General features: G+C 43.1%; 18 protein-coding genes. 11 read left to right on the plus strand and 7 right to left on the minus strand.

What is annotated here, in order from left to right; all coding sequences use genetic code 11:
- Positions 1-388: 388 nt before the first annotated feature.
- The 3 genes from ACTQ9T_RS12505 to ACTQ9T_RS12515 all read left to right on the plus strand — a co-directional run bounded on the left by ACTQ9T_RS12505 (position 389) and on the right by ACTQ9T_RS12515 (position 3,372).
- Positions 389-1,375 (plus strand): dienelactone hydrolase family protein, encoded by a 987-nt coding sequence (locus ACTQ9T_RS12505; RefSeq protein ID WP_440465277.1) that lies wholly within the window; start codon positions 389-391, stop codon positions 1,373-1,375.
- 161 nt (positions 1,376-1,536) lie between these two features.
- Positions 1,537-2,292 carry a hypothetical protein gene (locus ACTQ9T_RS12510; RefSeq protein ID WP_440465278.1) on the plus strand — a complete coding sequence of 252 codons (756 nt, stop codon included), beginning with the start codon at positions 1,537-1,539 and terminating at the stop codon, positions 2,290-2,292.
- Positions 2,293-2,625: 333 nt separating this feature from the next.
- Positions 2,626-3,372 (plus strand): hypothetical protein, encoded by a 747-nt coding sequence (locus ACTQ9T_RS12515; protein WP_440465279.1) that lies wholly within the window; start codon positions 2,626-2,628, stop codon positions 3,370-3,372.
- 88 nt (positions 3,373-3,460) lie between these two features.
- On the opposite strand, the gene ACTQ9T_RS12520 is transcribed toward ACTQ9T_RS12515, so the two are convergent.
- From ACTQ9T_RS12520 to ACTQ9T_RS12535, 4 genes are all read right to left on the minus strand, one after another.
- Entirely contained in the window at positions 3,461-3,973 is a 513-nt protein-coding gene (locus ACTQ9T_RS12520; protein WP_440465280.1) for an Rrf2 family transcriptional regulator, read from the minus strand.
- Between the two features lie 70 nt (positions 3,974-4,043).
- A complete protein-coding gene (locus ACTQ9T_RS12525) occupies positions 4,044-5,285 on the minus strand; it encodes an NnrS family protein (RefSeq protein WP_440465281.1) in 1,242 nt (413 codons plus the stop codon).
- Positions 5,286-5,589: 304 nt separating this feature from the next.
- On the minus strand, positions 5,590-6,027 hold the full coding sequence (locus tag ACTQ9T_RS12530; RefSeq protein WP_440465282.1) for a DUF3429 domain-containing protein: 438 nt from the start codon (positions 6,025-6,027) through the stop codon (positions 5,590-5,592).
- A 69-nt stretch (positions 6,028-6,096) separates the two neighbouring features.
- Complete coding sequence (locus ACTQ9T_RS12535) at positions 6,097-7,479, minus strand: DASH family cryptochrome (protein ID WP_440465283.1); 1,383 nt, start codon at positions 7,477-7,479, stop codon at positions 6,097-6,099.
- A gap of 213 nt (positions 7,480-7,692) precedes the next feature.
- Between ACTQ9T_RS12535 and ACTQ9T_RS12540 the strand changes: the two genes are divergently transcribed.
- The gene (locus ACTQ9T_RS12540; RefSeq protein WP_010201084.1) at positions 7,693-7,941 is read left to right on the plus strand and encodes a hypothetical protein; all 249 of its coding nucleotides are present in this window, start codon (positions 7,693-7,695) and stop codon (positions 7,939-7,941) included.
- A 125-nt stretch (positions 7,942-8,066) separates the two neighbouring features.
- Here the strand turns inward: ACTQ9T_RS12540 and ACTQ9T_RS12545 are convergent, their stop codons facing one another.
- A complete protein-coding gene (locus ACTQ9T_RS12545; RefSeq protein ID WP_415196396.1) occupies positions 8,067-9,551 on the minus strand; it encodes an aldehyde dehydrogenase family protein in 1,485 nt (494 codons plus the stop codon).
- 375 nt (positions 9,552-9,926) lie between these two features.
- Here ACTQ9T_RS12545 and ACTQ9T_RS12550 point away from each other — a divergent pair, with 375 nt between their 5' ends.
- The 7 genes from ACTQ9T_RS12550 (at position 9,927) to ACTQ9T_RS12580 (ending at position 18,137) form a co-directional block, all read left to right on the plus strand.
- Positions 9,927-10,529, plus strand: a complete 603-nt coding sequence (locus ACTQ9T_RS12550) for a TetR/AcrR family transcriptional regulator (protein ID WP_189584752.1) — start codon at positions 9,927-9,929, stop codon at positions 10,527-10,529.
- Between the two features lie 271 nt (positions 10,530-10,800).
- Positions 10,801-12,012 carry an iron-containing alcohol dehydrogenase gene (locus ACTQ9T_RS12555; RefSeq protein WP_189584749.1) on the plus strand — a complete coding sequence of 404 codons (1,212 nt, stop codon included), beginning with the start codon at positions 10,801-10,803 and terminating at the stop codon, positions 12,010-12,012.
- A 308-nt stretch (positions 12,013-12,320) separates the two neighbouring features.
- Positions 12,321-13,370 carry an NADP-dependent oxidoreductase gene (locus ACTQ9T_RS12560; RefSeq protein WP_440465284.1) on the plus strand — a complete coding sequence of 350 codons (1,050 nt, stop codon included), beginning with the start codon at positions 12,321-12,323 and terminating at the stop codon, positions 13,368-13,370.
- Between the two features lie 174 nt (positions 13,371-13,544).
- Positions 13,545-14,222, plus strand: a complete 678-nt coding sequence (locus ACTQ9T_RS12565) for a type 1 glutamine amidotransferase domain-containing protein (protein ID WP_010201076.1) — start codon at positions 13,545-13,547, stop codon at positions 14,220-14,222.
- Positions 14,223-14,252: 30 nt separating this feature from the next.
- Positions 14,253-14,888 carry a glutathione S-transferase family protein gene (locus tag ACTQ9T_RS12570; protein ID WP_010201074.1) on the plus strand — a complete coding sequence of 212 codons (636 nt, stop codon included), beginning with the start codon at positions 14,253-14,255 and terminating at the stop codon, positions 14,886-14,888.
- Positions 14,889-15,081: 193 nt separating this feature from the next.
- Positions 15,082-16,770 carry an MFS transporter gene (locus ACTQ9T_RS12575; RefSeq protein WP_440465285.1) on the plus strand — a complete coding sequence of 563 codons (1,689 nt, stop codon included), beginning with the start codon at positions 15,082-15,084 and terminating at the stop codon, positions 16,768-16,770.
- An 89-nt stretch (positions 16,771-16,859) separates the two neighbouring features.
- Positions 16,860-18,137 (plus strand): HlyD family secretion protein, encoded by a 1,278-nt coding sequence (locus ACTQ9T_RS12580; RefSeq protein WP_440465286.1) that lies wholly within the window; start codon positions 16,860-16,862, stop codon positions 18,135-18,137.
- A 225-nt stretch (positions 18,138-18,362) separates the two neighbouring features.
- On the opposite strand, the gene pdxH is transcribed toward ACTQ9T_RS12580, so the two are convergent.
- Together pdxH and glmM are read right to left on the minus strand one after the other, a co-directional pair.
- Positions 18,363-19,016 carry a pyridoxamine 5'-phosphate oxidase gene (gene pdxH / locus ACTQ9T_RS12585; protein WP_440465319.1) on the minus strand — a complete coding sequence of 218 codons (654 nt, stop codon included), beginning with the start codon at positions 19,014-19,016 and terminating at the stop codon, positions 18,363-18,365.
- Positions 19,017-19,083: 67 nt separating this feature from the next.
- On the minus strand, positions 19,084-20,451 hold the full coding sequence (glmM, locus tag ACTQ9T_RS12590; RefSeq protein WP_440465287.1) for a phosphoglucosamine mutase: 1,368 nt from the start codon (positions 20,449-20,451) through the stop codon (positions 19,084-19,086).
- Positions 20,452-20,541: the final 90 nt, after the last annotated feature.

Here is a 20,541-nt window from a genome sequence, read left to right on the forward strand (position 1 = left end):
TAAGTAAATCCAGAAGGTAAGACAGTCTCTTTAAATGATACATTCATATCGTAAAGACAAGCGGTTTATGTTATCACATCAAGCCATATACTCAGTTCTAGATGTGTTATTGGCACCACATTAGCTTTGTTATTTAACCATTAATTACCAACGATTTTATGTCTATGATGCCCACGTCATCTATAGAAATTCACTTCTTTAAAGCAGCCTCGCTTTACCTTTAAATTTGCACTGCTACCTAGTCGCATTCGATACCGTGCAGGCAGTGCACAACTTTGACAATGACAAGATTAATGTCTACTATTGTTTTGCCTTAAGTATAAGATAAAACAATATAACTAAGCCGCTCAGCACAAGTACACGACTTTCACTTAAAAGAATATTTATCATGATAAAAAATGCTTGGCTTAAAAAAGCCACTATCGCCATGGGCGCACTGATTTTTTCTGTGCCAACTTTGGCTGAAGTCAGCTTATCAGAAACCACGACTATTTCAGCAAACGAAGCATTACCAACAGTGCCAACAGTGCCAACAGTGCCAACAGTGCCAACAGTGCCATCAGTGCCATCAGTGCCATCAGTGCCATCAGACTGTATTGCTGATAGCGCGATCACAGCAGCGGCGCTTTCTGATACTCGTGATAACGGCCCCTTCTCTGTCAGTACCAAACACGTTGCGCGCCAATCAGCAAAGGGCTTCGGTGGTGGCACGATTCACTACCCAACCGATGCTATCGGTTGCGGCTTGTTAGGTGCTATCGCTGTGGTTCCGGGTTACGTGTCTTACGAGGCTGCTATCAAATGGTGGGGACCGCGTTTGGCTTCTTGGGGATTCGTCGTTATCACTATCGATACCAACTCTATCTATGACGATCCGAATAGTAGAGCGACCCAATTGAATGCCGCACTAGACCACATAATCGCTGATGATACCGTTGGCAATAAGATAGATCCTAAGCGATTGGGCGCTATCGGCTGGTCTATGGGCGGTGGCGGTGCGCTTAAGCTAGCAAAGGAGCGCAGCACAGTACGAGCCATCATGCCACTCGCACCCTATCATGACAAAAGCTATGGCGAGGTAAAGACACCAACTTTAGTCATCGCCTGCGAGCGTGACCGTATTGCCACCAATGAGAAATATACCAATGTTTTTTATCATAATGCCACCGGCCCCAAGATGAAAATTGAGGTGGACAATGGCAGTCATTTTTGTCCAACCTACCGCTTTAACGAGATACTGCTGAGTAAGCCTGGTATCGCGTGGATGCAACGCTATATCAATAATGACACACGCTTCGATAAATTTTTATGTGCCAACGAAAACTACAGCAAAAGCCCACGTATCTCTGCTTATGATTATAAAGACTGTTCGTAAAGCGGTGTATAGGAATGGTGACATTTGCTTTAATTACTCCTTTATTTGCGTACTATTATGGCTTAAGAAAACTTAATATGGCTTAAGAAAATTTAAATTTAGCGATGACTTTTAAATTGGCTATGACTTAATTGGCTATGACTTAAAGGAGACTGTCTACAATGAAAGACCAGATACATGATTTAGGTGCAGGTTTTTGGAATATTCGCGGCTCGTTCGTGAGACAAGGCATGATTGATATAGGCAATCAATCAGCATTGGTAAAATTATCCTCTGGAAAGTTTGTGCTGCTGGACAGCTATACACTCACTGGCGAGGTCCGCGCGCAAGTGATGGCACTGACCAATAATGGGCAGGACATAGAAGCGGTACTCAACGTGCATCCTTTTCATACGGTGCACTGTGCGCGAGTAGCAAAAGACTTTCCAAATGCTCTATTTTATGGTAGTGCACGTCACCATAAGGAAGTGCCAGAAGTGAATTGGAGTGCAGATTACGTTGAAAGTACAGCGGTCGCCGAGCGTTATCCTGAGCTTGAATTTTCACTGCCAAAAGGCATTCACTATATTGCCCCTGATGACTCTGTGCACTCAAGCTCGCTCTTGGTATTTCATCCTGCTAGCCAAAGTCTGTATGTCGACGATACCATCGAGACGCCACCTTCGAAGCGATTTAATGCGGTACAAGCAGGTATAAACTTACATGCTACAACCATAGAAGCACTCAAAGATGAGTCAAATGCTGGCAAAGATTATTGTGATTGGGCCATCAACTTGGCGCATGACTGGCGTGACGTGCGTAACTTTTGTAGTGCGCATTCAGGTTTGGTAGTGTTTGAAGAAGGTGAATTTGAAGCAGCGCTATTAGCAACTATTGACAGCGCCCGTCCTGAGCTTGAAAAAGCTTGCATGACTTAAAAAAATCCAAGAAACCATAATAAATAACAAGCGTAAAAAAGCTATCAACATCAAAAAACGCTGAAAAAATATGGGTGGTTCATCACAATTTCTATTGAACTCATGGTGTCGATGGGATATTGCCGTCTTTGACATCTTTTTTATAACAGACTTTACGCCTGTCATACGTCATTATCCATATCTTGGTATTTATAGTTGCTTATATTTAGTGACCTATATTTAATTGCTTATATTTAATTGCTTACATTTAGTGATTTACTATTTTTATAGTCACCCATAACTGCCCTATTAAATTGCTACACCTCATCATTGATCAATTAAGGAAAAATATTTATGACAGACAAAATTATAGATTTAGGCTCAGGATTTTGGAACATACGCGGAACATTCCGTATTGGTGGCGTGCTAAATATCGGCACTCAGTGCTCACTGGTCAAGTTGGCATCGGGACGCTTTATATTTTTGGACAGTTACGCCTTGACGGGTGACGTTCGAGATGAAGTCATGGCACTAACCAATAATGGTCAAGATGTCGAAGCGGTACTTAACGTTCATCCTTTCCACACGGTGAGCTGTGTACAAATGGCAAAAGACTTTCCGCAAGCCACTATGTATGGCAGCAGCCGTCATCATAAAAAAATGCCAGAGATTAAGTGGGCAGAGGATTTGGTTGAGAGCGAAGCGGTGGCACAGCGCTACCCTGAATTAAAATTTTCGTTATCTGAAGGTGTCCACTATATCTCGCCTAACGAGATGATCCATGCAGGTTCTTTATTGGCTTATCACCCTGCCAGCCAGAGCTTACACGTTGATGACACTTTTATGAGTCCCCCAATGAAATTACTAGAGGCAGTATTACCTGAGCTGATATTGCACCCTACTACCAAAAAAGCACTCAAAGATGAGCCAAATGCTGGTGCACAGTATTGTGACTGGGCGACCAACTTGGCACACGAATGGCGCGAGGTACGCAATTTCTGTGCAGCGCATTCTTATCTGGTTCGATTTAAAGAAGGTGAGTTTGAAAAAACACTGCTAAAAGCCATTGATAAAGCACGTCCAAAGCTAGAAAAAGCATAGCTTGTACCGTATTTTGACCGACGTATTTTGTGAAAAAAAGGGCTGCCATTTTGGTAGCCCTTTTTTAGGTTTTGAGGTGGCTACAACCTTATCTAAATAACAAGGTCGCCAGCTCGTCCTCATTATTGATGATATCTGCCAACGTATAGCGTTCAAGTACGGTGATAAAAGCAGTGAGCGCTTCAAAAAACACCCCTTTTAATTGGCAGACTGGACTAATTACACAGCCCAAAGTAGGCGGCGGCGCTGATTCCGCTATCAAGGTGATGGGTAAGCCTGTTGAATGAGGTTTTGTCTCGGTATTGGGCAACTGCGCGGCAAAACATTCTACCAACGCAAAATCTGGTTCGATTTGTTTAATCAGTACGCCTAAGTTGATATCTTTTGGGGCGTAAGCCAATCGAATACCGCCATTTTTGCCACGGACGCTATCAATGTACCCAAGCTGACCGAGCTGATGAATAATCTTGGTTAAGTGGCTCTTAGAAATATGATAGCTGTCTGCAATGTCACTGATATTAGACAGTGAGTGTGGGTCTGGCTTCACTGCTAAGTAAATTAATGAGCGCAGTGCGTAGTCACTATAATTGGTTAATCGCATTGATTCACGCTCCTGTCTGATTTGAGAGTATTAAAATTTTACGGTTTCAACATTGATGAGCTAAAGCACATTACCCCAATAAGCCGTCTGGTCTCGGTCGTGTCAGCATCGGCAAATAACTGATGCAAAATAATACAAAGCAAGCAATCCACGCGCTTTGAGCCACCATAATCCATGCTAGATAATGACTCATATCGACCAGCGGTAATAACACTCGGCTGATAAATACTAAGACCATCAAACCGTACATAACGTTTACCGTTTTTGGTGGCTGATGAATACTGCGACTCGTATGTCCAAGCGATACTCTAGTCATCATCGCCACGGTCATCATACCAACACCAGCAATTGCCAGTCCATGCATAGCGATGCTGTGCGGATAACCTAGCCAAGGCTGTAATGCATACAATAAGAAACTCAGACACATTCCTAAAAACGCAATATACAATGACCACAACAATGGCTTTTGCCAAATACCGCGATTATACCATCCTAGTAAACGAATGATATTGACCACGGCTACGCCAAGTGCTGTGATCGTCAGCAAGTACTTATTAGGATAAAACAAATCAGCCAAAAAGAAAGCGAACAAAAAAGCCAAGCTGGCAATATCTTGAGTCTTACTATTTCGTAGCGTTACATTGTCTGTACCACCCCCACTTAATCCGCGCTCAATAAAGAAAGGAACTACCCGTCGCCCGATGGTCAATACCAGACCAATGATTAAGTAAAAGCCTAGATATATACCTACTCTGGTAATGGCCATATCAGCACTAATAATGCCCCAATAGCACAGCCCGTTGCCCAGTGTTAATAGCGCCAGCTTTGCCAAAATTCCCATTTGTTTGTATTGCTTAACTTGTAGCACTGCACGACATATGACAAAGGCCATCGCTCCGATGAACAACATATCAAATAGTGCCGCTGCATATAGTAACCACACACTACTCCCCGCAATAGCGACACCAAGCCCAAAAGCCAACCATCCTAAACGCGCCAGCAACCAACAAGTAAAGATTGCCAGTAGCGAATAACCATGCGGCATCATCACCCCTGTCCAAGTCTTCACCGCGGTTAGCAAAAACCCAGCAATCACTGCGAGTGCATAACCATAAATCATCTCGTGACCATGCCAATACAAAGGATTCAATACCTGTGCATCGATTTCCGTGTGACCAGTGAACACAAACGCCCATAGCAGCATCGTTACTACGGCAAATAGCGCAGCTGCACTAAAAAATATGCGAAAGCTCAAATTAAGGATAGGATGCGGAGAGCTTGGTGGTTTGCTAGGTAACTTGATAGATTGCATAACCATGTTCTTAGAGAAATATAGATGGCTTTAATTATAACATTCATTTTAAATGAACTTTATTAATCTTTAGTCTAACTATCAAATACTTTACTCACAGAAGTGCGGCGCCTACGGAAATCTCTAGAAGCAAAATCTCAAGTATAGTTAAATTCAAATAATTTCGATACAAGGAAACCGAGCGCAAGTTATACATTAGTATGCTTAGCGAGGGTGATGATGTAGCGGATTTATATGGATTTGACTATATAAAAATAGAGAAAGCCAACTGACTATTATTTGGCCATGACTCAGTTAATACCACTTACAACTGTAATGCTGCAACGACTAACGATATGACCACTATCGCCGTGACATACTGCCTAACTTTAAAGTAAGCATGACTGATAATCTGCGCTCGATGCAGACTATAATCGATAACCAACAGACTTATAAACCCAATCACTAATAGCCAAATGAAATCAACAGCTGATAAGATCAAAAAACCAAGCCAAAGGCCAAGCGCAATGACATTGCTATACAGTGGAAGCCTAATAGCCCACTTATTGTCATCAGCCAAGCTCAAATGATTACCCCAATGCGTGCCTACCATAAATGATGCAATCACTAGCCCATAAGCACTTAATATATTGGCTACTGAGCCAAGTATAGGCACGGTAACAACGTCTACCATCAATAAAAATGCACAGGCTATAAATGGAATCGTACCTGCAAAAGTTAGATAAGGACTGGGCTTTTTCATCGTTTAAACCTATCTTATGATTAGTCTAATAATAGTTGTCACCCGTTGAGTGGAAGTTTTCAACATACATTAATTGCTCTTTTGAGTGTTGCCTTGCCACTGGCGAATAAACTCACCGTTTGGATCGTATTGCTGGGTTTGTTTGCCGAGATTAAACTGTCGGCATCCTCTTGGGTCAGCCCCAACACCAGCTAAGTACTGCCAATTTCCCCAATTACTGCCGACATCATAATCAATAAGATGTTGCTCAAAGTAAGTCGCGCCGTAACGCCAATCGAGACCCAACTCATGAATAAAGCAGCTAGCAACCAGTTGTCGCCCGCGATTCGACATATAACCTGTCGTGCGCAATTGGTTCATACACGCATTAACAATAGGATATTGTGTTGTACCGTTTTTCCATTGCGCTAACAAACTTTCGTCCAACTGAGTTGATGGCGCGTGCTGAGCGATGCCCTTAAACCAAAATAACTTTTCCTGATGGGTGACAGCATACCAATAGAAATACTCACGCCATAGCAGCTCAAACCAAATCCAGTAGGTAGAGTCATTTGCGATAATATCGCGCTCATAGCGACGTAGACGATTCAATATTGTGTTTACAGATAGTGAGCCGTTTGCCAGCCATGCGGAGAACTTCGTAGAATGTGTCCAGTCATCTAACGCGTTTCGGGTTGTTTTATAAGTGCTGGGTGCATCGGAATCGAAATAGGTATGTAAGTGCTTGAGGCCATTTAACTCCCCACCTCTAAAACTGGATAGCTGCTGTGATGGCTTATCATGCCCTGCCTCATTAGACAACTGAGATTCAAAAAAGTACTCGTCCCTACTCTGCATATTTTCAGGCAATGGAGCAAGTGATTCTGGCGTTAGATAAATAGCTATATCTTTTTCTGCATGCAGCAAATCATAATCAGTTTCTATTTGTTTACGAAACTGCGTAAAACTTTTGGGCAGGCTCTCTAGCGGTAACTCGTCAAACAAAGTCGCTGTTGTCTGGATATGCCAATGTATCTCGGGATGCTTCGCCTGTATAAGGTCATATACTTTGTTTTTATTATAATCTGCCGTCTGACTGATGCAGATATCTGTCACTTGTTGCTGCGCTATTAGATCATTCAACTGCGTAAAGACGTCCAATGCTTCATCGTCTTTCTGTAAATACAGCAACCTATTACCACGCTGCATCAGTGACGCATTTAAATCAGCTAGGCTCTCATGCAAAAACTGCTGACGGGCTTGGCCAATACTGTCGTAACGATAGGCATCGTAATGGTCTTTACTATCTAATACATCTGTCAATGACGACGCATAAACCAGTAGCAGCTTTCCATTAATGGAGATTTCAGATGCTTTTAATAGAGTGGCATTGTCCGCTACTCTCAAGTCATTGTGAAATAGTACTAATGTGACATTGTTGTTCTCTGAGTTGTTCGCTGCTTGATTTGACATACCCTATCCTTCTTGCTGTTTAGCGCTTATTTATTATTTTTAATATTTAGTCTTTAATCTTGAAATATCATATACGATGTAAAACATACTTAGCATTCAACCATGATGCTAACCTAATACTTGTAAGGCACTGCGCTCAGCCCCAGAAACCACTTATAAGCATTGACTCTCATGTTTCTGACTGCTTAAATGGCTTACCTCTAGGAGAACATCATGACTCAAAATAATACTACGACTGAAGAAAATAAATCAGATGAAAAGCGTAAACTTATTAATCGATTTTTGATGAGACTGACAAAAGAGCAGCCTCAAATGTATTACGCGACCACCTCTGAGATATCGCGGAGTATTCATACGATGATAAAAGAACATACCAATCGCTTGTCAGTAGAAGAACAAGCACTGGTGAGACGTATGACTATTGAAGAGATTGAAGGATTACTAGGCTTTCATGCGAGATAAGAGATTGACTAACTCTCAGATATACCGCTTTCCATAAACTTCCTGATGTCACACAAAAAAAGACCGCTATCAAAGCGGTCTTTTTTATTAGCTATCAGCTAGATTTAATAGCTAATTTAAGACAATTAGAATGGATATTCACGTGGCTCATTTTGCATTGAGATCCAATGTGTTCTGGTGAACTCTTCAAGTACCCACTCGCCATTAAAGCGGCCAATCCCTGAGTTTTTCTCACCACCAAACGGCGTATTGCTCTCATCATTGACTGAAATGTCATTGATATGGGTCATGCCTGCTCTGATACCGCGAGCGAAACGCAGACCTTTTTGCATATCAGTAGTGAACACCGCGCTAGACAGACCATACATAGAGTCATTAGCGATCGATAGTGCATCGTCTTCGTCTTTAGCACGAATGATACCGACCAGTGGTCCAAACACTTCATTACGTGATAGATCCATTTCGCGAGTGACTTCGGTAAAGATATGCGGCGGTACGACTTGGCCTTCAATCTCGCCACTTAGTATCATTTTTGCGCCTTCTTCCTGCGCTTTAGCAATTTTTTCTTTGAGCGATTTAACTTGTTTTTCGTTGATGATTGGACCAACAGCGGTATCTTGCTTATTAGGATCACCGACGTTCAATGTTTTGACGTGTGCTAAGAAACGCTCTACGAAATCATCATATATCTCGTCTTCAACAATCACTCTGTTGATGGCAATACAGATTTGACCTTGATGCAAGAACTTACCGAAGGCAGCCGCTTTTACTGCTTGTTCGATATCAGCATCTTTTAATACAACAAATGGGCTGTTACCGCCAAGCTCAAGCGCCACTTGTTTGATGTACTCACCGCCGTTCGCTAACTCACCGATATGTTTACCCACTGAGGTCGAACCTGTGAACGACACTAGGCTTGGTGCTTTGTGTTCAACGATGGCATCGCCTATCTCGCTACCTGAGCCAACTACCACGTTTAACAGACCTTTTGGCAGACCCGCTTCTTCAAACACTTTTGCTAGCAGTAGACCACCTGTCACTGGCGTATCGCTAGCAGGCTTAAGTACCACTGCGTTGCCAAGTGCTAGGGCTGGTGCGATAGAGCGCTGGGTTAAATGTAGTGGAAAGTTCCATGGGCTAATGACTGCGACAACACCAATTGGCTCACGATAGATGAAGTTTTCTTTACCAGGCGTGTTCGATGGGCGAATCTCACCATGTACACGGTTAGGGAACGTCGCTGCTTCAAGGGTAATCGCACGCGTCGCACTGAATTCGACCATCGCTTTGATACGTGTGCTGCCCGACTCTTTGATTAGCCAATCAACGATTTCTTCTTGGCGCTGATCCAGTATGTTGACCACTTTATATAACACTGCGGCTCGCGTTGCAGGCGTTTGCTTAGCCCATGCTTCTTGAGTTTGGCTCGCAGCATCATAGGCTTCATTAAGCTGATCTTTGGTCGCTTGCTGAATTTCTACGAGCGTATCGCCATTGTAGGGATTGGTATTAGTATTGCTGCTGTCGTCCTTACCTGTTTGCCATTCACCAGCGATGAACTGCAAATGGAAGTCAGTATATGCACTGGTAGTTGTATTGTTGGTTGACATAATTAGCCTTATTTTTGGTTTGTTGTGCTGAATGTTTATTTTCGATTATTTAAATAAAATTATTAAGTCGGAGATATCTTAATTAAAAGCATATCTTATAAGTAGTAAGTGTGAAGTTATGGTTAAGCCATTAGTTAAAAGCCATCAATTAGAATAGAGACGCTGTGATAACGGATAACAACAAAGCCTACCTTGCTAGACGACTGGTCTAATGCTACCATAGCTATCAATAAAACAAGACTACTTTGTCAGTAAATATTGTTGATAAAACGTAACACCTATAAATATATCCTATTACAATACGCTATCAACATGACGTTCAAATGAACGCTGACTATCTTATATATACTGCCACTAAAGGAGAAAATCCTACCTATGTCTAACATAACAGACACTACTACACCTGATACAAAAGCTCATTTACTTGCGACTGGCTACCAATTAATAGCCAAAAAAGGCTTTACCGCTGTTGGTATCAAGCAAATACTGGATACTGCAGGGGTGCCCAAAGGCTCGTTTTATCATTATTTTGCCTCAAAGGAAGCCTTTGGCGAGTCGATTATCAGTCACTATTTTGTCAATTATAAGAATCGTCTAGAAGCGATCGGTGGGCAAGATGTGAGTGCGCAGCAAAAACTGTATAACTATTTTCAGAATTGGTACGACACCCAACAGAATGGCTGTGACCACGAGAAATGCTTGGTCGTCAAGCTCAGCGCCGAGGTGGCAGACATGTCAGAGACGATGCGTGAGGCGTTAAATGCTGGCTATCAGCAGACTGTCACTTGGCTAGCCACACAAATAAAAGCGGGCTGGGTCGATGGGTCTGTACCACAGCCTGACAATATCGCTGCTGAGAGTATGGCTAAGCGCTGGTATTTTGCATGGCTCGGAGCCAGCTTAATTGCTAAGACGAGTCAAACCAATACGCCGCTTGCGGAAGTTTGGCAAATGACGACTTCGCAAATGGGGCGCTAACGGCCGTTATCTATTCTCAGTCGCTAGTCTAAATCACCACTCTCATCACTAGGTGTTTTCAATGTAAAGCGCCTTAAGTGAAAAGTACCTTAATAGTAAATAACGGTTCATTGGATTCATATCATTTGGTTTACGATACTTTTGTAATTATTTACAGAAAATACTAGACGACCGGTCTAATTAATGTACAATGCCTGCAGATGTTTAAAACAAGCATCACGAATTTTAGCTTTTAATTTCAGACATACACTCTATAACTTTTAGGAAAATTATGAATAACTTTCAATATTACAACCCAGTACGTATCGTTTTTGGTGAAGGTCAAATCGAGCAATTATCAGATCTAGTTCCTACTGATGCCCGTGTTCTTATTACTTATGGTGGCGGTTCAGCACAGCGCACTGGTACATTAGACGAAGTAAAAGACGCTTTGTCTGCGAGCGGAAACCGCACTGTCTTTGAGTTTGGTGGTATTGAGCCAAACCCAGAATTTGTCACATTATTAAAAGCCGCTGACATGGTTAACGAGCACAATATTGATTTCTTATTAGCAGTCGGTGGCGGTTCGGTCATTGATGGCAGTAAGTTTGTGGCGCTTGTGGCTTCATTAACAGAAGAAGACGGTACTGTCTCACGCGATCAAGCATGGGATGCCTTGACAAGCTATTGCAGAAATATCGACTCTGCCGTTGATCTAGGTGCAGTCTTAACGATTCCAGCGACTGGTTCAGAGATGAACTCTGGCGGCGTTGTCAACTATAGCGAACGCCAAGCAAAACTACCGTTTGGTAACCCACTTGCCTTCCCTAAGTTCTCAATCTTAGATCCTACTAAGACATTGACTTTGCCTGAGCGTCAAGTAATGAACGGCGTTGCCGATGCCTTCGTCCATGTGATGGAGCAATACTTAACGTATCCAGTCAATGCAAAAGTGCAAGATGCCTTTGCTGAAAGCTTACTAAAAATCCTTATTGAAGAAGGTCCAGCAGTCAAAAAAGACCCAGAAAACATGGAAACGCGTAAAAATATTATGTGGACAGCGACCATGGCACTGAACGGTCTGATTGGTACTGGTGTGCCACAGGATTGGACGACGCATATGGTTGGTCATGAATTGACTTCATTGCACGCTATCGATCATGCACGTACATTAACCATCGTTTTACCATCAGTAATGCGCGAGCTAAAAGAAAGCAAAAAAGAGAAATTGCTTCAGTATGCACGTAATGTATGGAACCTCACCGATACTGACCAAGATGATGACACCATCATTGAGACAGCGATTGTCAACACTGAAAACTTCTTCCGCGAGCTTGGCTTGCCAGTAAGTTTAGAAGATGTTGATTTAGACAATGCTGCCATTGATCCTATTATCAAACAACTTGAAGCTCATAACATGGTCAAGCTGGGTGAGCACGGCAAAAATGATCTTGACGTATCACGTCGTATCTTGGACCGTGCGGTTACTAGCAAGGCTTCGTAACCAATGAATACAGCAAACAAATGCGATGTTAGGTTAAATAGTATTTGTTTGTGATTGTCCTCCTTTAAATGACACTATCCGAAATGATATTGTCATGAAAATAAAAGTACCATCAAAATAAAATTATCATGAAAATAACAGTAACTATTCAACAGTGAGTAGTTACTGCCCTCTCAATCAGTAACTAGCCAATAACTATTAAAAAACGGCTATGCAATACCCAATGATTAAACAGTTAACTTTCTAAGTATTAGTCATTAACTGACAATCAACATCTAACACTCAATAAATAAAAAAGGGGCTTTACTATGAGCTTTGAAAAACAACAAAACCAACAACAAAATCGTCAAGTCAAACTGGCCAGTCGTCCTACTGGTGAGCCAAAAGCTGAAAATTTTGACATGGCTACTAGCGACATCCCAACACCCAATAACAGTGAGATGCTACTGCGTACGGTCTATCTATCATTAGACCCGTATATGCGCGGACGTATGAGCGATGCCAAAAGCTACGCTGATCCCTTAGAAGTTGGTGATGTCATTATGGGCGGCACAGTCGCTCAAGTCGTTGAATCCAATGTCGATGGTTTCTCTAAAGGCGATTTAGTGGTCTCAAACTCAGGCTGGCAGGATTACAGCGTCAGTAATGGCGAAGGCATCCTCAAATTAGACAAAGACATGCCGAACCCTTCTTATGGTTTAGGTGTCCTTGGTATGCCAGGCTTTACTGGTTATATGGGTTTGACCGATATCGGCAAACCACAAAAAGGCGAAACTTTGGTTGTCGCAGCGGCTACTGGTCCTGTCGGTGCAACGGTTGGTCAAGTGGGTAATCAATATGGTCTGCGCACTGTCGGTGTCGCAGGCGGCAAAGAAAAATGTGATTTTGCGGTCAACGAGCTTGGCTTTGATGTCTGTATCGATCACAAAGCCGATGACTTCGCTGAGCAATTAAAAGCAGCGTGCCCAGATGGTATCGACATCTATTACGAAAACGTTGGCGGTAAAGTGTTCGATGCAGTATTACCACTATTGAACGCGCATGCTCGTATTCCAGTATGTGGTCTAGTATCACAATATAACGCCACTGACTTACCTGATGGCAAAGACCGCTTGGGTATGCTAATGGGTCAAGTATTGGCCAACCGTTTAACCGTCAAAGGCTTCATTATCTTTGAAGAGTATGGCGATCACTTCCCAGAATTTTTAGAAACCATGAGCAAATGGGTAGAATCAGGTGATGTCAAAACCAAAGAATACATTGCAGATGGCTTGGATGACGCACCGAACGCCTTCGTTGACATGCTCAATGGTGATAACTTTGGCAAGACCGTCGTAAAAGTATCTGATGTCGAATAAATCGGTTAGATAACGAGTTAACAACATAATTTGTTAAGAAAACCACTGAAAATGACATCTTAACCATGAATACTGTTGGCAGTCATCGCTATTATTGACTAAGTACGATTGGTTAAAGATGGCTGCTAACCATCAATCATTTAAAAACAACGTTAATAATAAATAAGGACAATCATGAATATTTTAATGGTACTAACTTCACACGATAAATTGGGCGATACTGGTAAGAAAACAGGTTTTTGGCTAGAAGAATTTGCCGCACCTTACTATGCTTTTCTTGATGCTGGCGCCAATGTCACGATCGCCTCTCCTGCTGGTGGTCAGCCACCACTAGATCCTAGTAGCGACACACCAGATGCGCAAACAAAAGATACCACCCGTTTTAAAGATGATAAAGACGCTCAAGAGCATTTAGCTAACACCAAAAAACTGGCTGATATGAAAGCAGAAGACTTTGACTCAGTCTTTTACCCTGGTGGTCACGGCCCATTGTGGGATTTGGCAGTTGATGAAAACTCTATCAATCTGATCGAGACCTTTGTAAAACAAGATAAGCCTGTTGCTTTTGTTTGTCACTCTCCTGCCGCGCTTAAAAACGTCAAAGTTGATGGTGAGTACCTAGTGAAAGGCAAAACTGTTACTGGTTTTACCAATTCAGAAGAAGACGCAGTTGGCCTTACGGATGTAGTGCCTTTCTTAGTAGAAGATGCGCTTAAAGCCAATGGCGGTAATTACGAAAAAGCGGCTGATTGGGAATCGTTTGTGGTAGAAGACGGCTTGTTAATCACAGGTCAAAACCCAGCATCGTCAGAAGAAGCAGCTAAGCGTCTAATGGCAAAGCTTAACGGTTGATCCAATTAACAAAGTAAAAAGGCTACTATTATGATTCGTTTACACCATCTCAACCAATCACGGTCGCTACGTACTTTATGGCTTTTAGAAGAGCTTGGCGTCCCTTATGAGATCGTCAGTCATCAGCGTGATGCTAAAACGCATCTGGCACCTGATAGCTTAAAAGCTGTACATCCTCTTGGTAAATCACCGGTCATTGAAATGGATGGTGAAATATACTCGGAGTCAGGGGCCATTACTGAGCTATTGATCGAACGCTTTGCGCCAGATCGTCTACGCCCTGCTCCTGATAGCGCCGATTATGGGCATTATCTACAGTGGATTGACTTTGCTGAAAGCTCGCTGATGTTGCCATTGATGCTTGAATTGTTTACCAAAAAAGCAGGTATCAACGACAATGAGTTTTTGAACGGTTATATAGAGATAGAAAAAACCAGACTGTTCAAATACCTAGACACCTCAGTTGAGGGTAAGTCGTTTATTGTGGGTGATAAATTGAGCGGTGCTGATTTTATGCTGTCGTTTGACTTGATCATTCTTGCTCAACGTCAAAAACTAGATGCTTATCCACATATTAAACAATATGCTGAAAAGCTGGCCAGTCTTGATAGCTATCAACGTGCGATGAATCTTGAAGCTGAGCATGACGAGTCAAAGCAAGCGTAAACACGCTTCATAATAAATGCTCAATAAAAAATATGATAAAATAGCCCAAGTCTATCTTGGGCTATTTTTGTTGTTTTATTCCATTAATAACTGTACTAAGATCAGTTACTGACACGCGCAGCTAGCGCCGCCAATCATAGGGGAGCTGTACCATGTCCTTACTCTATTCATTCACACAAATCATCATACGACCATGAGTACTGAATACCAGTTCAAACCCCACGAACAACCAATGATGGTGGGCTCTCCAGCCAACCCTGACCATCCTGCACGCCGTAAAGTATTTTATTTGCTGATTGGCATTTTCGTTGGTCTCACAGCCAGCTTCCAAAATGGTCTACTTGTCGCAAATCTCACTCAAATTCAAGGCCAATTGGGGTTAACGCCCGCTGAAGGGGGTTGGATATCTGTCAGCTACAATATGACCAATGCCTGTATCACCGTTCTACTGTACAAAATCCGCCAACAATTTGGCATGTCACTGTTTAGTAAAATCACTCTATTTTTTCTGTTAGCCGCCACGAGTCTACAGTGGCTGATCAGTAGTCACTTATTAGATACGCCCAACATTGGCATCGAGCCCTATTACCTAGAGATTGTCGCAAGGGGACTTAGCGGTATGGTGGCCAGTGGCATGACCATATTGGGCTTATTTTATTGCTTGCAAGGTATGCCAACCGTCAAACGTACTAGTGGCCTCATATTGGGCTTTGGCTTGGTACAGTTCGGTATTCCACTATCACGCATCATCTCGCCCTACCTCACCATCGATGGTCAGCTTGAAAACTTGTTTTTATTCCAATTTGGTTTGGCACTGATTTGCTTTGGACTGATTAACATCTTAGAGCTACCACCAGGTAATACAGAAAAAGTGTTTGAGAAACTCGATTTTCTCAGCTTTGGGTTTTTTGCGAGCGGTCTGGCTGCATTAGCGGTGATTTTGGTGCAAGGTAGGATTTTATGGTGGACGACGCCTTGGCTGGTCTATCCACTGATGATTGCCGTCGTTGGCATTAGCATCGCCTTATGGATTGAAACGCATCGCAAAAACCCAATGCTACAAGTTCGCTGGATGCGTAGCCGCAATATCATCGCTTTTATGATTACGGGCGCGGTCATGCGAATTTTGCTGTCTGAGCAAAATGTCGGTGCGGCAGGATTACTTGCCAACTTAGGATATGGTAATGATCAGCTCATTACTTTTTATGCAGTCATATTGGCTGCCAGTGTGTTGGCTTTAGTGATTAGTATTTTTAGCACCAATCCGATGGATTTACGTCGACCCGTTATTTTTGCCGTGGCATTGATTGCATTAGGCTCTTGGATGGATGTGGGTGTGTCTATTAATTCTGCGCCCTACATGTTTTATCTCAGCCAATTTTTGATTGCATTTGCCGCGGTATATTTTATGGGGCCGCTGGTCTTTGAAGGATTTTTGCGTGCGATTGCCAGTGGTCCTGCCTATATTATTAGTTTTTCCGTTATTTTTGGTATTTCACAAACAGTGGGCGGCTTGGCAGGTGCAGCGGCAATTCAGGCATTTACAACCATTCGTACGCAAGTGCATTATGCCGATATGGTCAGCTCACTGAATTTGGGTGATCCTACGTTCAGCGCTCAAATTGCTGGTACTCATAGTGTATTGTCAAACCAAACGACGGACGCAGCGCAAGCGAATGTAGCTGCAATGAGCCAAGTGTTGCAAGGGATTCAGCGCCAAGCAACGGTCTCCGCTTATGGTGATTTGTTTTTTATCATGGCCATTCTATCAACTGTGGCTACTGCTATGTTATTACTCAATTATTTTTACTATCGTTATCACAAACGCAATCCTCTGGCCAAAGAGCTTGCTGTTATTGCAAAAATGCGTGAACCAAAATAACGCCTTTTATTGCATGAGTGATTTTTCACTTTATTGATTTATCGCCACACCGTTTAAGTATTTGCTAATTAAACATTTAGGAGCGCGTCATGAGCCAAAAGAAACCCAGTGAACTGAATCAAACACCTCAGACGTCAACTGATGCTCCCATAACAGACGCACGTATTGCGTCAAATACCGATACCAATCAGGCCGAAAATCCTACAATAGAGCAAACGGATACCTCTGAGACCAATCCAGTTACTGACATACAAAAAGGCTCACGTGATGAGACGCCTATGCCACCAAAAGAACCTATCGCAGCGGCTACTGGCTGGTCGCCAAAGAAAAAATCCTATCTGAATTTAGGATTATTGGTTGTAATGATCGTCATTGGTGTGGCATTGATTTTATATGCATGGAAGCTGCCACCCTTCACGCCTACTGTGCAGCAAACCAACAACGCTTTTGTAAAAGGACAAACCACCATTATTAGCCCGCAAGTATCCGGCTACGTGACCGAAGTAGCCGTACAGGATTTTGCCAACGTAAAAGCGGGTGATTTATTAGTAAAAATTGATGATCGTAGTTTCCGTCAACAGCTTGAGCAAGCGCAGGCCAATATAGAAGTGGCCGTTACCAACCGCTCTAGCAACACTCAAGATACTCAATCAAGCCAAGCACAAATTGAAGCACGTGAAGCCGATTTATATAGTGCCAAAGTGAGTGTTGAAAGTGCTCGTGAAGATGTCAATCGATATCAAGGTTTGGATGCTATCGGCGCAGTATCAAAGGCAGAAGTTGCTCATACAAAAGCACAACTTGCGCAAGCACAGGCAGGCGTCCAGCAAGCTGAAGCTAACTTACAAGCAGCTCGTGAAAACCGCAAAAAAACCAGTGGCAGCCGCTCCTCTTTGGACGCGAACATAAAAAATGCTGAAGCAGGTCTCAAGCAAGCAAAAATTAATGTAGATAACACCATCATCACCGCGCCTGAAGCGGGACAGTTGAGTCAGGTCAGTGTCAAAGAAGGTCAATACGTTAGTGCTGGCACCCAGCTGATGTATATCGTTCCTAAAGGCGTTTGGATTATCGCGAATTTTAAGGAAACGCAAGTCACTAATATGGCAGTTGGTGAACCTGCAACCATCCATGTTGACGCGCTTGGTGGTGCCAAATTCCACGGGCGTGTCAGCAATATCTCACCAGCGACTGGTAGTGAATTTAGCGCAGGCGCGGCAAACCCTGCGACTGGCAACTATATTAAAATAGCCCAGCGTATCCCCGTGCGCATTGACCTAGACCAAAATCAGGCTGAGCTTGCTCAATTACGTCCTGGTATGTCGGTCTCTGTCGATGTAGATACTAATATCAAAGCGAAAAGCTAGATTAAAGCGAAAAACTATAGGGTCTGTTGAACATTCAAATATCAGCAGTATCGTCGCATTTTTGGGGTATCTTGACTATAGATTAAAGCAAAAAACTGGGGCATATTAAGTACGCTCTAGCATAAAAAAACCCTTTAAATACCAGCAAAAATGGATTTAAAGGGGTTTTTGTTTAGCGTTAAAACAAGCTGACATCTATCAGCCTTATACCTATTGATTTAACATCTAAGGTAATAAGCGCTTAGTTGTCCAACCTGCCTTGTCCTCGTTGCTGTTTTGGGTGTACACAATACGGTCATGCATGCGGTTGGCACGACCTTGCCAAAATTCAATCTCATTGATCGTAATCTCATAACCACCCCAAAACGCTGGTGTTGGCACTTGGCTGTTTTCGGGATAATCAGCTTGTAGCTGGTCAAAGGTCTGTTCCATAACTTCTCGGTTAGCAACTTCACCGCTTTGTGGTTGGCTGACCCATGCGCCTACTTGACTATCGTGTGGACGCTTTTGGAAGTACGTAGCTGACTTGTTGGCATCTATTTTAGCAATACTACCGCTGATACGGACTTGCCGCTCAAGCTCATGCCAAAAGAACAGCACTTCTGCATTGGGGTTTTCAGCGATATCTTGACCTTTAGCACTTTCATAGTTAGTATAAAACACCACACCAGTCTCAGTAATCTCACGCATTAATACAATACGCACACTGGGTTTATTATCTGCCCCGCAAGTAGCAAGACTCATCGCATAAGGCTCTTGCACTTTTTGCTCGGTCGCATCGCTAATCCAACCTTTTAATAGCTCAAATGGTGATGTAGGAATCGACTGCTGGTCAAGAGCGCCTTTTTCGTACGATAAACGTTGATCGGTAAAGTCCATGCTCATAACTATTCCTTGATTGCGTTATATTATTAAGCCCTTTTTAATGACCTATTCATCGAGATTATTAGCCCAATACTGCCTTAATCTGCTCAGCCAAATCATTGGCCATCACATCACACTCTATCTCATCATCTGACTCGACCATCACTCGAATCATCGGCTCAGTGCCCGATTGACGAATCAACAGACGACCACGACCTTCTAGAGTAGCACGTGCTTTATCAAAAGCGGTGACTAACTCTTTATGCTCAAAAGGATCTTGCATGGTAGATAAGCGTACATTGACCAGCTTCTGTGGCAGTACTTCAAAGCCCTCTGTAAGGTCACTTAGGGCTTTATTTTGCGCTTGCATAACGGCCAATACTTGTAAGCTCGCAATGATCGCATCGCCCGTACGGCTCTTGTCTAAGCATAGTATATGGCCAGATGGTTCGCCACCTAGTATCCAGTCGTGAGCGGCAAGCTCTTGCATGACATAACGATCGCCTACTTTTGCACGAGTAAAGGCAATACCTGTCTCCTTCAATGCCAACTCTAGACCCATGTTAGTCATGAGCGTACCAACCACTCCTACCGCAGGCGTTTTGCCTTGGGTGGCAAGCACATATAAAATGCCGTCGCCATCGACCAGTTTACCCATCTCATCGACCATCACGATACGATCACCGTCACCATCTAAGGCAATACCGACATCCGCTTCGTGCTCGAGTACGGCTTTTTGCAAGCTCTCTGGATGGGTCGAGCCGCAGTCAGCGTTTATATTGATACCATCTGGCGTATTATTAATAGCAATCACGTTGGCACCAAGCTCACGCATGACTCTTGGGGCAACGCTATAGCCTGCGCCATTGGCACAATCGACAACAATAGTTAGATGAGCTAAGTCGTACTGATAAGGGAAGCTGCCTTTACAGAATTCAATATAGCGACCTTTAGCATCATTAATTCGGTTATTTTTACCCAATTGTGCTGGATCAAGAATAGGCATGAGCACATCGCTGCCATTAGAGTCGCTCATAATGGCTTTTAATTTGTCATTAATCGCCGTTTGCATCTCATCGGTCAACTTTTTACCGTCAGCTGAGAAGAACTTAATGCCGTTGTCATAGTATGGATTATGAGATGCTGAGATAACGACGCCTGCATCTGCATGAAAGCTGCGGGTTAAGTGAGCGATAGCTGGCGTTGGTAATGGGCCAAGCATGTTTACATCGACCCCTGCTGCGTTAAAACCGGCCTGTAGCGCCCCTTCGATCACATAGCCTGAGAGACGAGTGTCTTTGCCGATGACCACGCTCGGCTTACGGCTAGGATTGTCATTGTTTTCTATGAGCACCAGTCCCGTCACATAACCTAATTTTAGAATAAAATCAGGGGTGATCGGTAACTCACCAAATTTTCCGCGAATACCATCAGTGCCAAAGTAGCTCATTACAAATGTTCCTCAAGTCTAAAAATGAAACGCCAGACGTACGCGCAGGCAAGGCAATAGTTATTATAATCTATTGGTGTATTTTACAAA

This window comes from Psychrobacter sp. ASPA161_6 (assembly GCF_051970285.1).
Classification (GTDB): domain Bacteria; phylum Pseudomonadota; class Gammaproteobacteria; order Pseudomonadales; family Moraxellaceae; genus Psychrobacter; species Psychrobacter glaciei.

Coding starts and splice junctions, on each gene's coding strand:
- glmM (WP_440465287.1), bottom strand. CDS start 20,451: ATGAGCTACTTTGGCACTGATGGTATTCGCGGAAAATTTGGTGAGTTA.
- ACTQ9T_RS12550 (WP_189584752.1), top strand. CDS start 9,927: ATGTCTAACATAACAGACACTACTACACCTGATACAAAAGCTCATTTA.
- ACTQ9T_RS12580 (WP_440465286.1), top strand. CDS start 16,860: ATGAGCCAAAAGAAACCCAGTGAACTGAATCAAACACCTCAGACGTCA.
- ACTQ9T_RS12505 (WP_440465277.1), top strand. CDS start 389: ATGATAAAAAATGCTTGGCTTAAAAAAGCCACTATCGCCATGGGCGCA.
- ACTQ9T_RS12535 (WP_440465283.1), bottom strand. CDS start 7,479: ATGTCAAATCAAGCAGCGAACAACTCAGAGAACAACAATGTCACATTA.
- pdxH (WP_440465319.1), bottom strand. CDS start 19,016: ATGGACTTTACCGATCAACGTTTATCGTACGAAAAAGGCGCTCTTGAC.
- ACTQ9T_RS12560 (WP_440465284.1), top strand. CDS start 12,321: ATGAGCTTTGAAAAACAACAAAACCAACAACAAAATCGTCAAGTCAAA.
- ACTQ9T_RS12525 (WP_440465281.1), bottom strand. CDS start 5,285: ATGCAATCTATCAAGTTACCTAGCAAACCACCAAGCTCTCCGCATCCT.
- ACTQ9T_RS12540 (WP_010201084.1), top strand. CDS start 7,693: ATGACTCAAAATAATACTACGACTGAAGAAAATAAATCAGATGAAAAG.
- ACTQ9T_RS12530 (WP_440465282.1), bottom strand. CDS start 6,027: ATGAAAAAGCCCAGTCCTTATCTAACTTTTGCAGGTACGATTCCATTT.
- ACTQ9T_RS12570 (WP_010201074.1), top strand. CDS start 14,253: ATGATTCGTTTACACCATCTCAACCAATCACGGTCGCTACGTACTTTA.
- ACTQ9T_RS12575 (WP_440465285.1), top strand. CDS start 15,082: ATGAGTACTGAATACCAGTTCAAACCCCACGAACAACCAATGATGGTG.
- ACTQ9T_RS12515 (WP_440465279.1), top strand. CDS start 2,626: ATGACAGACAAAATTATAGATTTAGGCTCAGGATTTTGGAACATACGC.
- ACTQ9T_RS12510 (WP_440465278.1), top strand. CDS start 1,537: ATGAAAGACCAGATACATGATTTAGGTGCAGGTTTTTGGAATATTCGC.
- ACTQ9T_RS12520 (WP_440465280.1), bottom strand. CDS start 3,973: ATGCGATTAACCAATTATAGTGACTACGCACTGCGCTCATTAATTTAC.
- ACTQ9T_RS12565 (WP_010201076.1), top strand. CDS start 13,545: ATGAATATTTTAATGGTACTAACTTCACACGATAAATTGGGCGATACT.
- ACTQ9T_RS12555 (WP_189584749.1), top strand. CDS start 10,801: ATGAATAACTTTCAATATTACAACCCAGTACGTATCGTTTTTGGTGAA.
- ACTQ9T_RS12545 (WP_415196396.1), bottom strand. CDS start 9,551: ATGTCAACCAACAATACAACTACCAGTGCATATACTGACTTCCATTTG.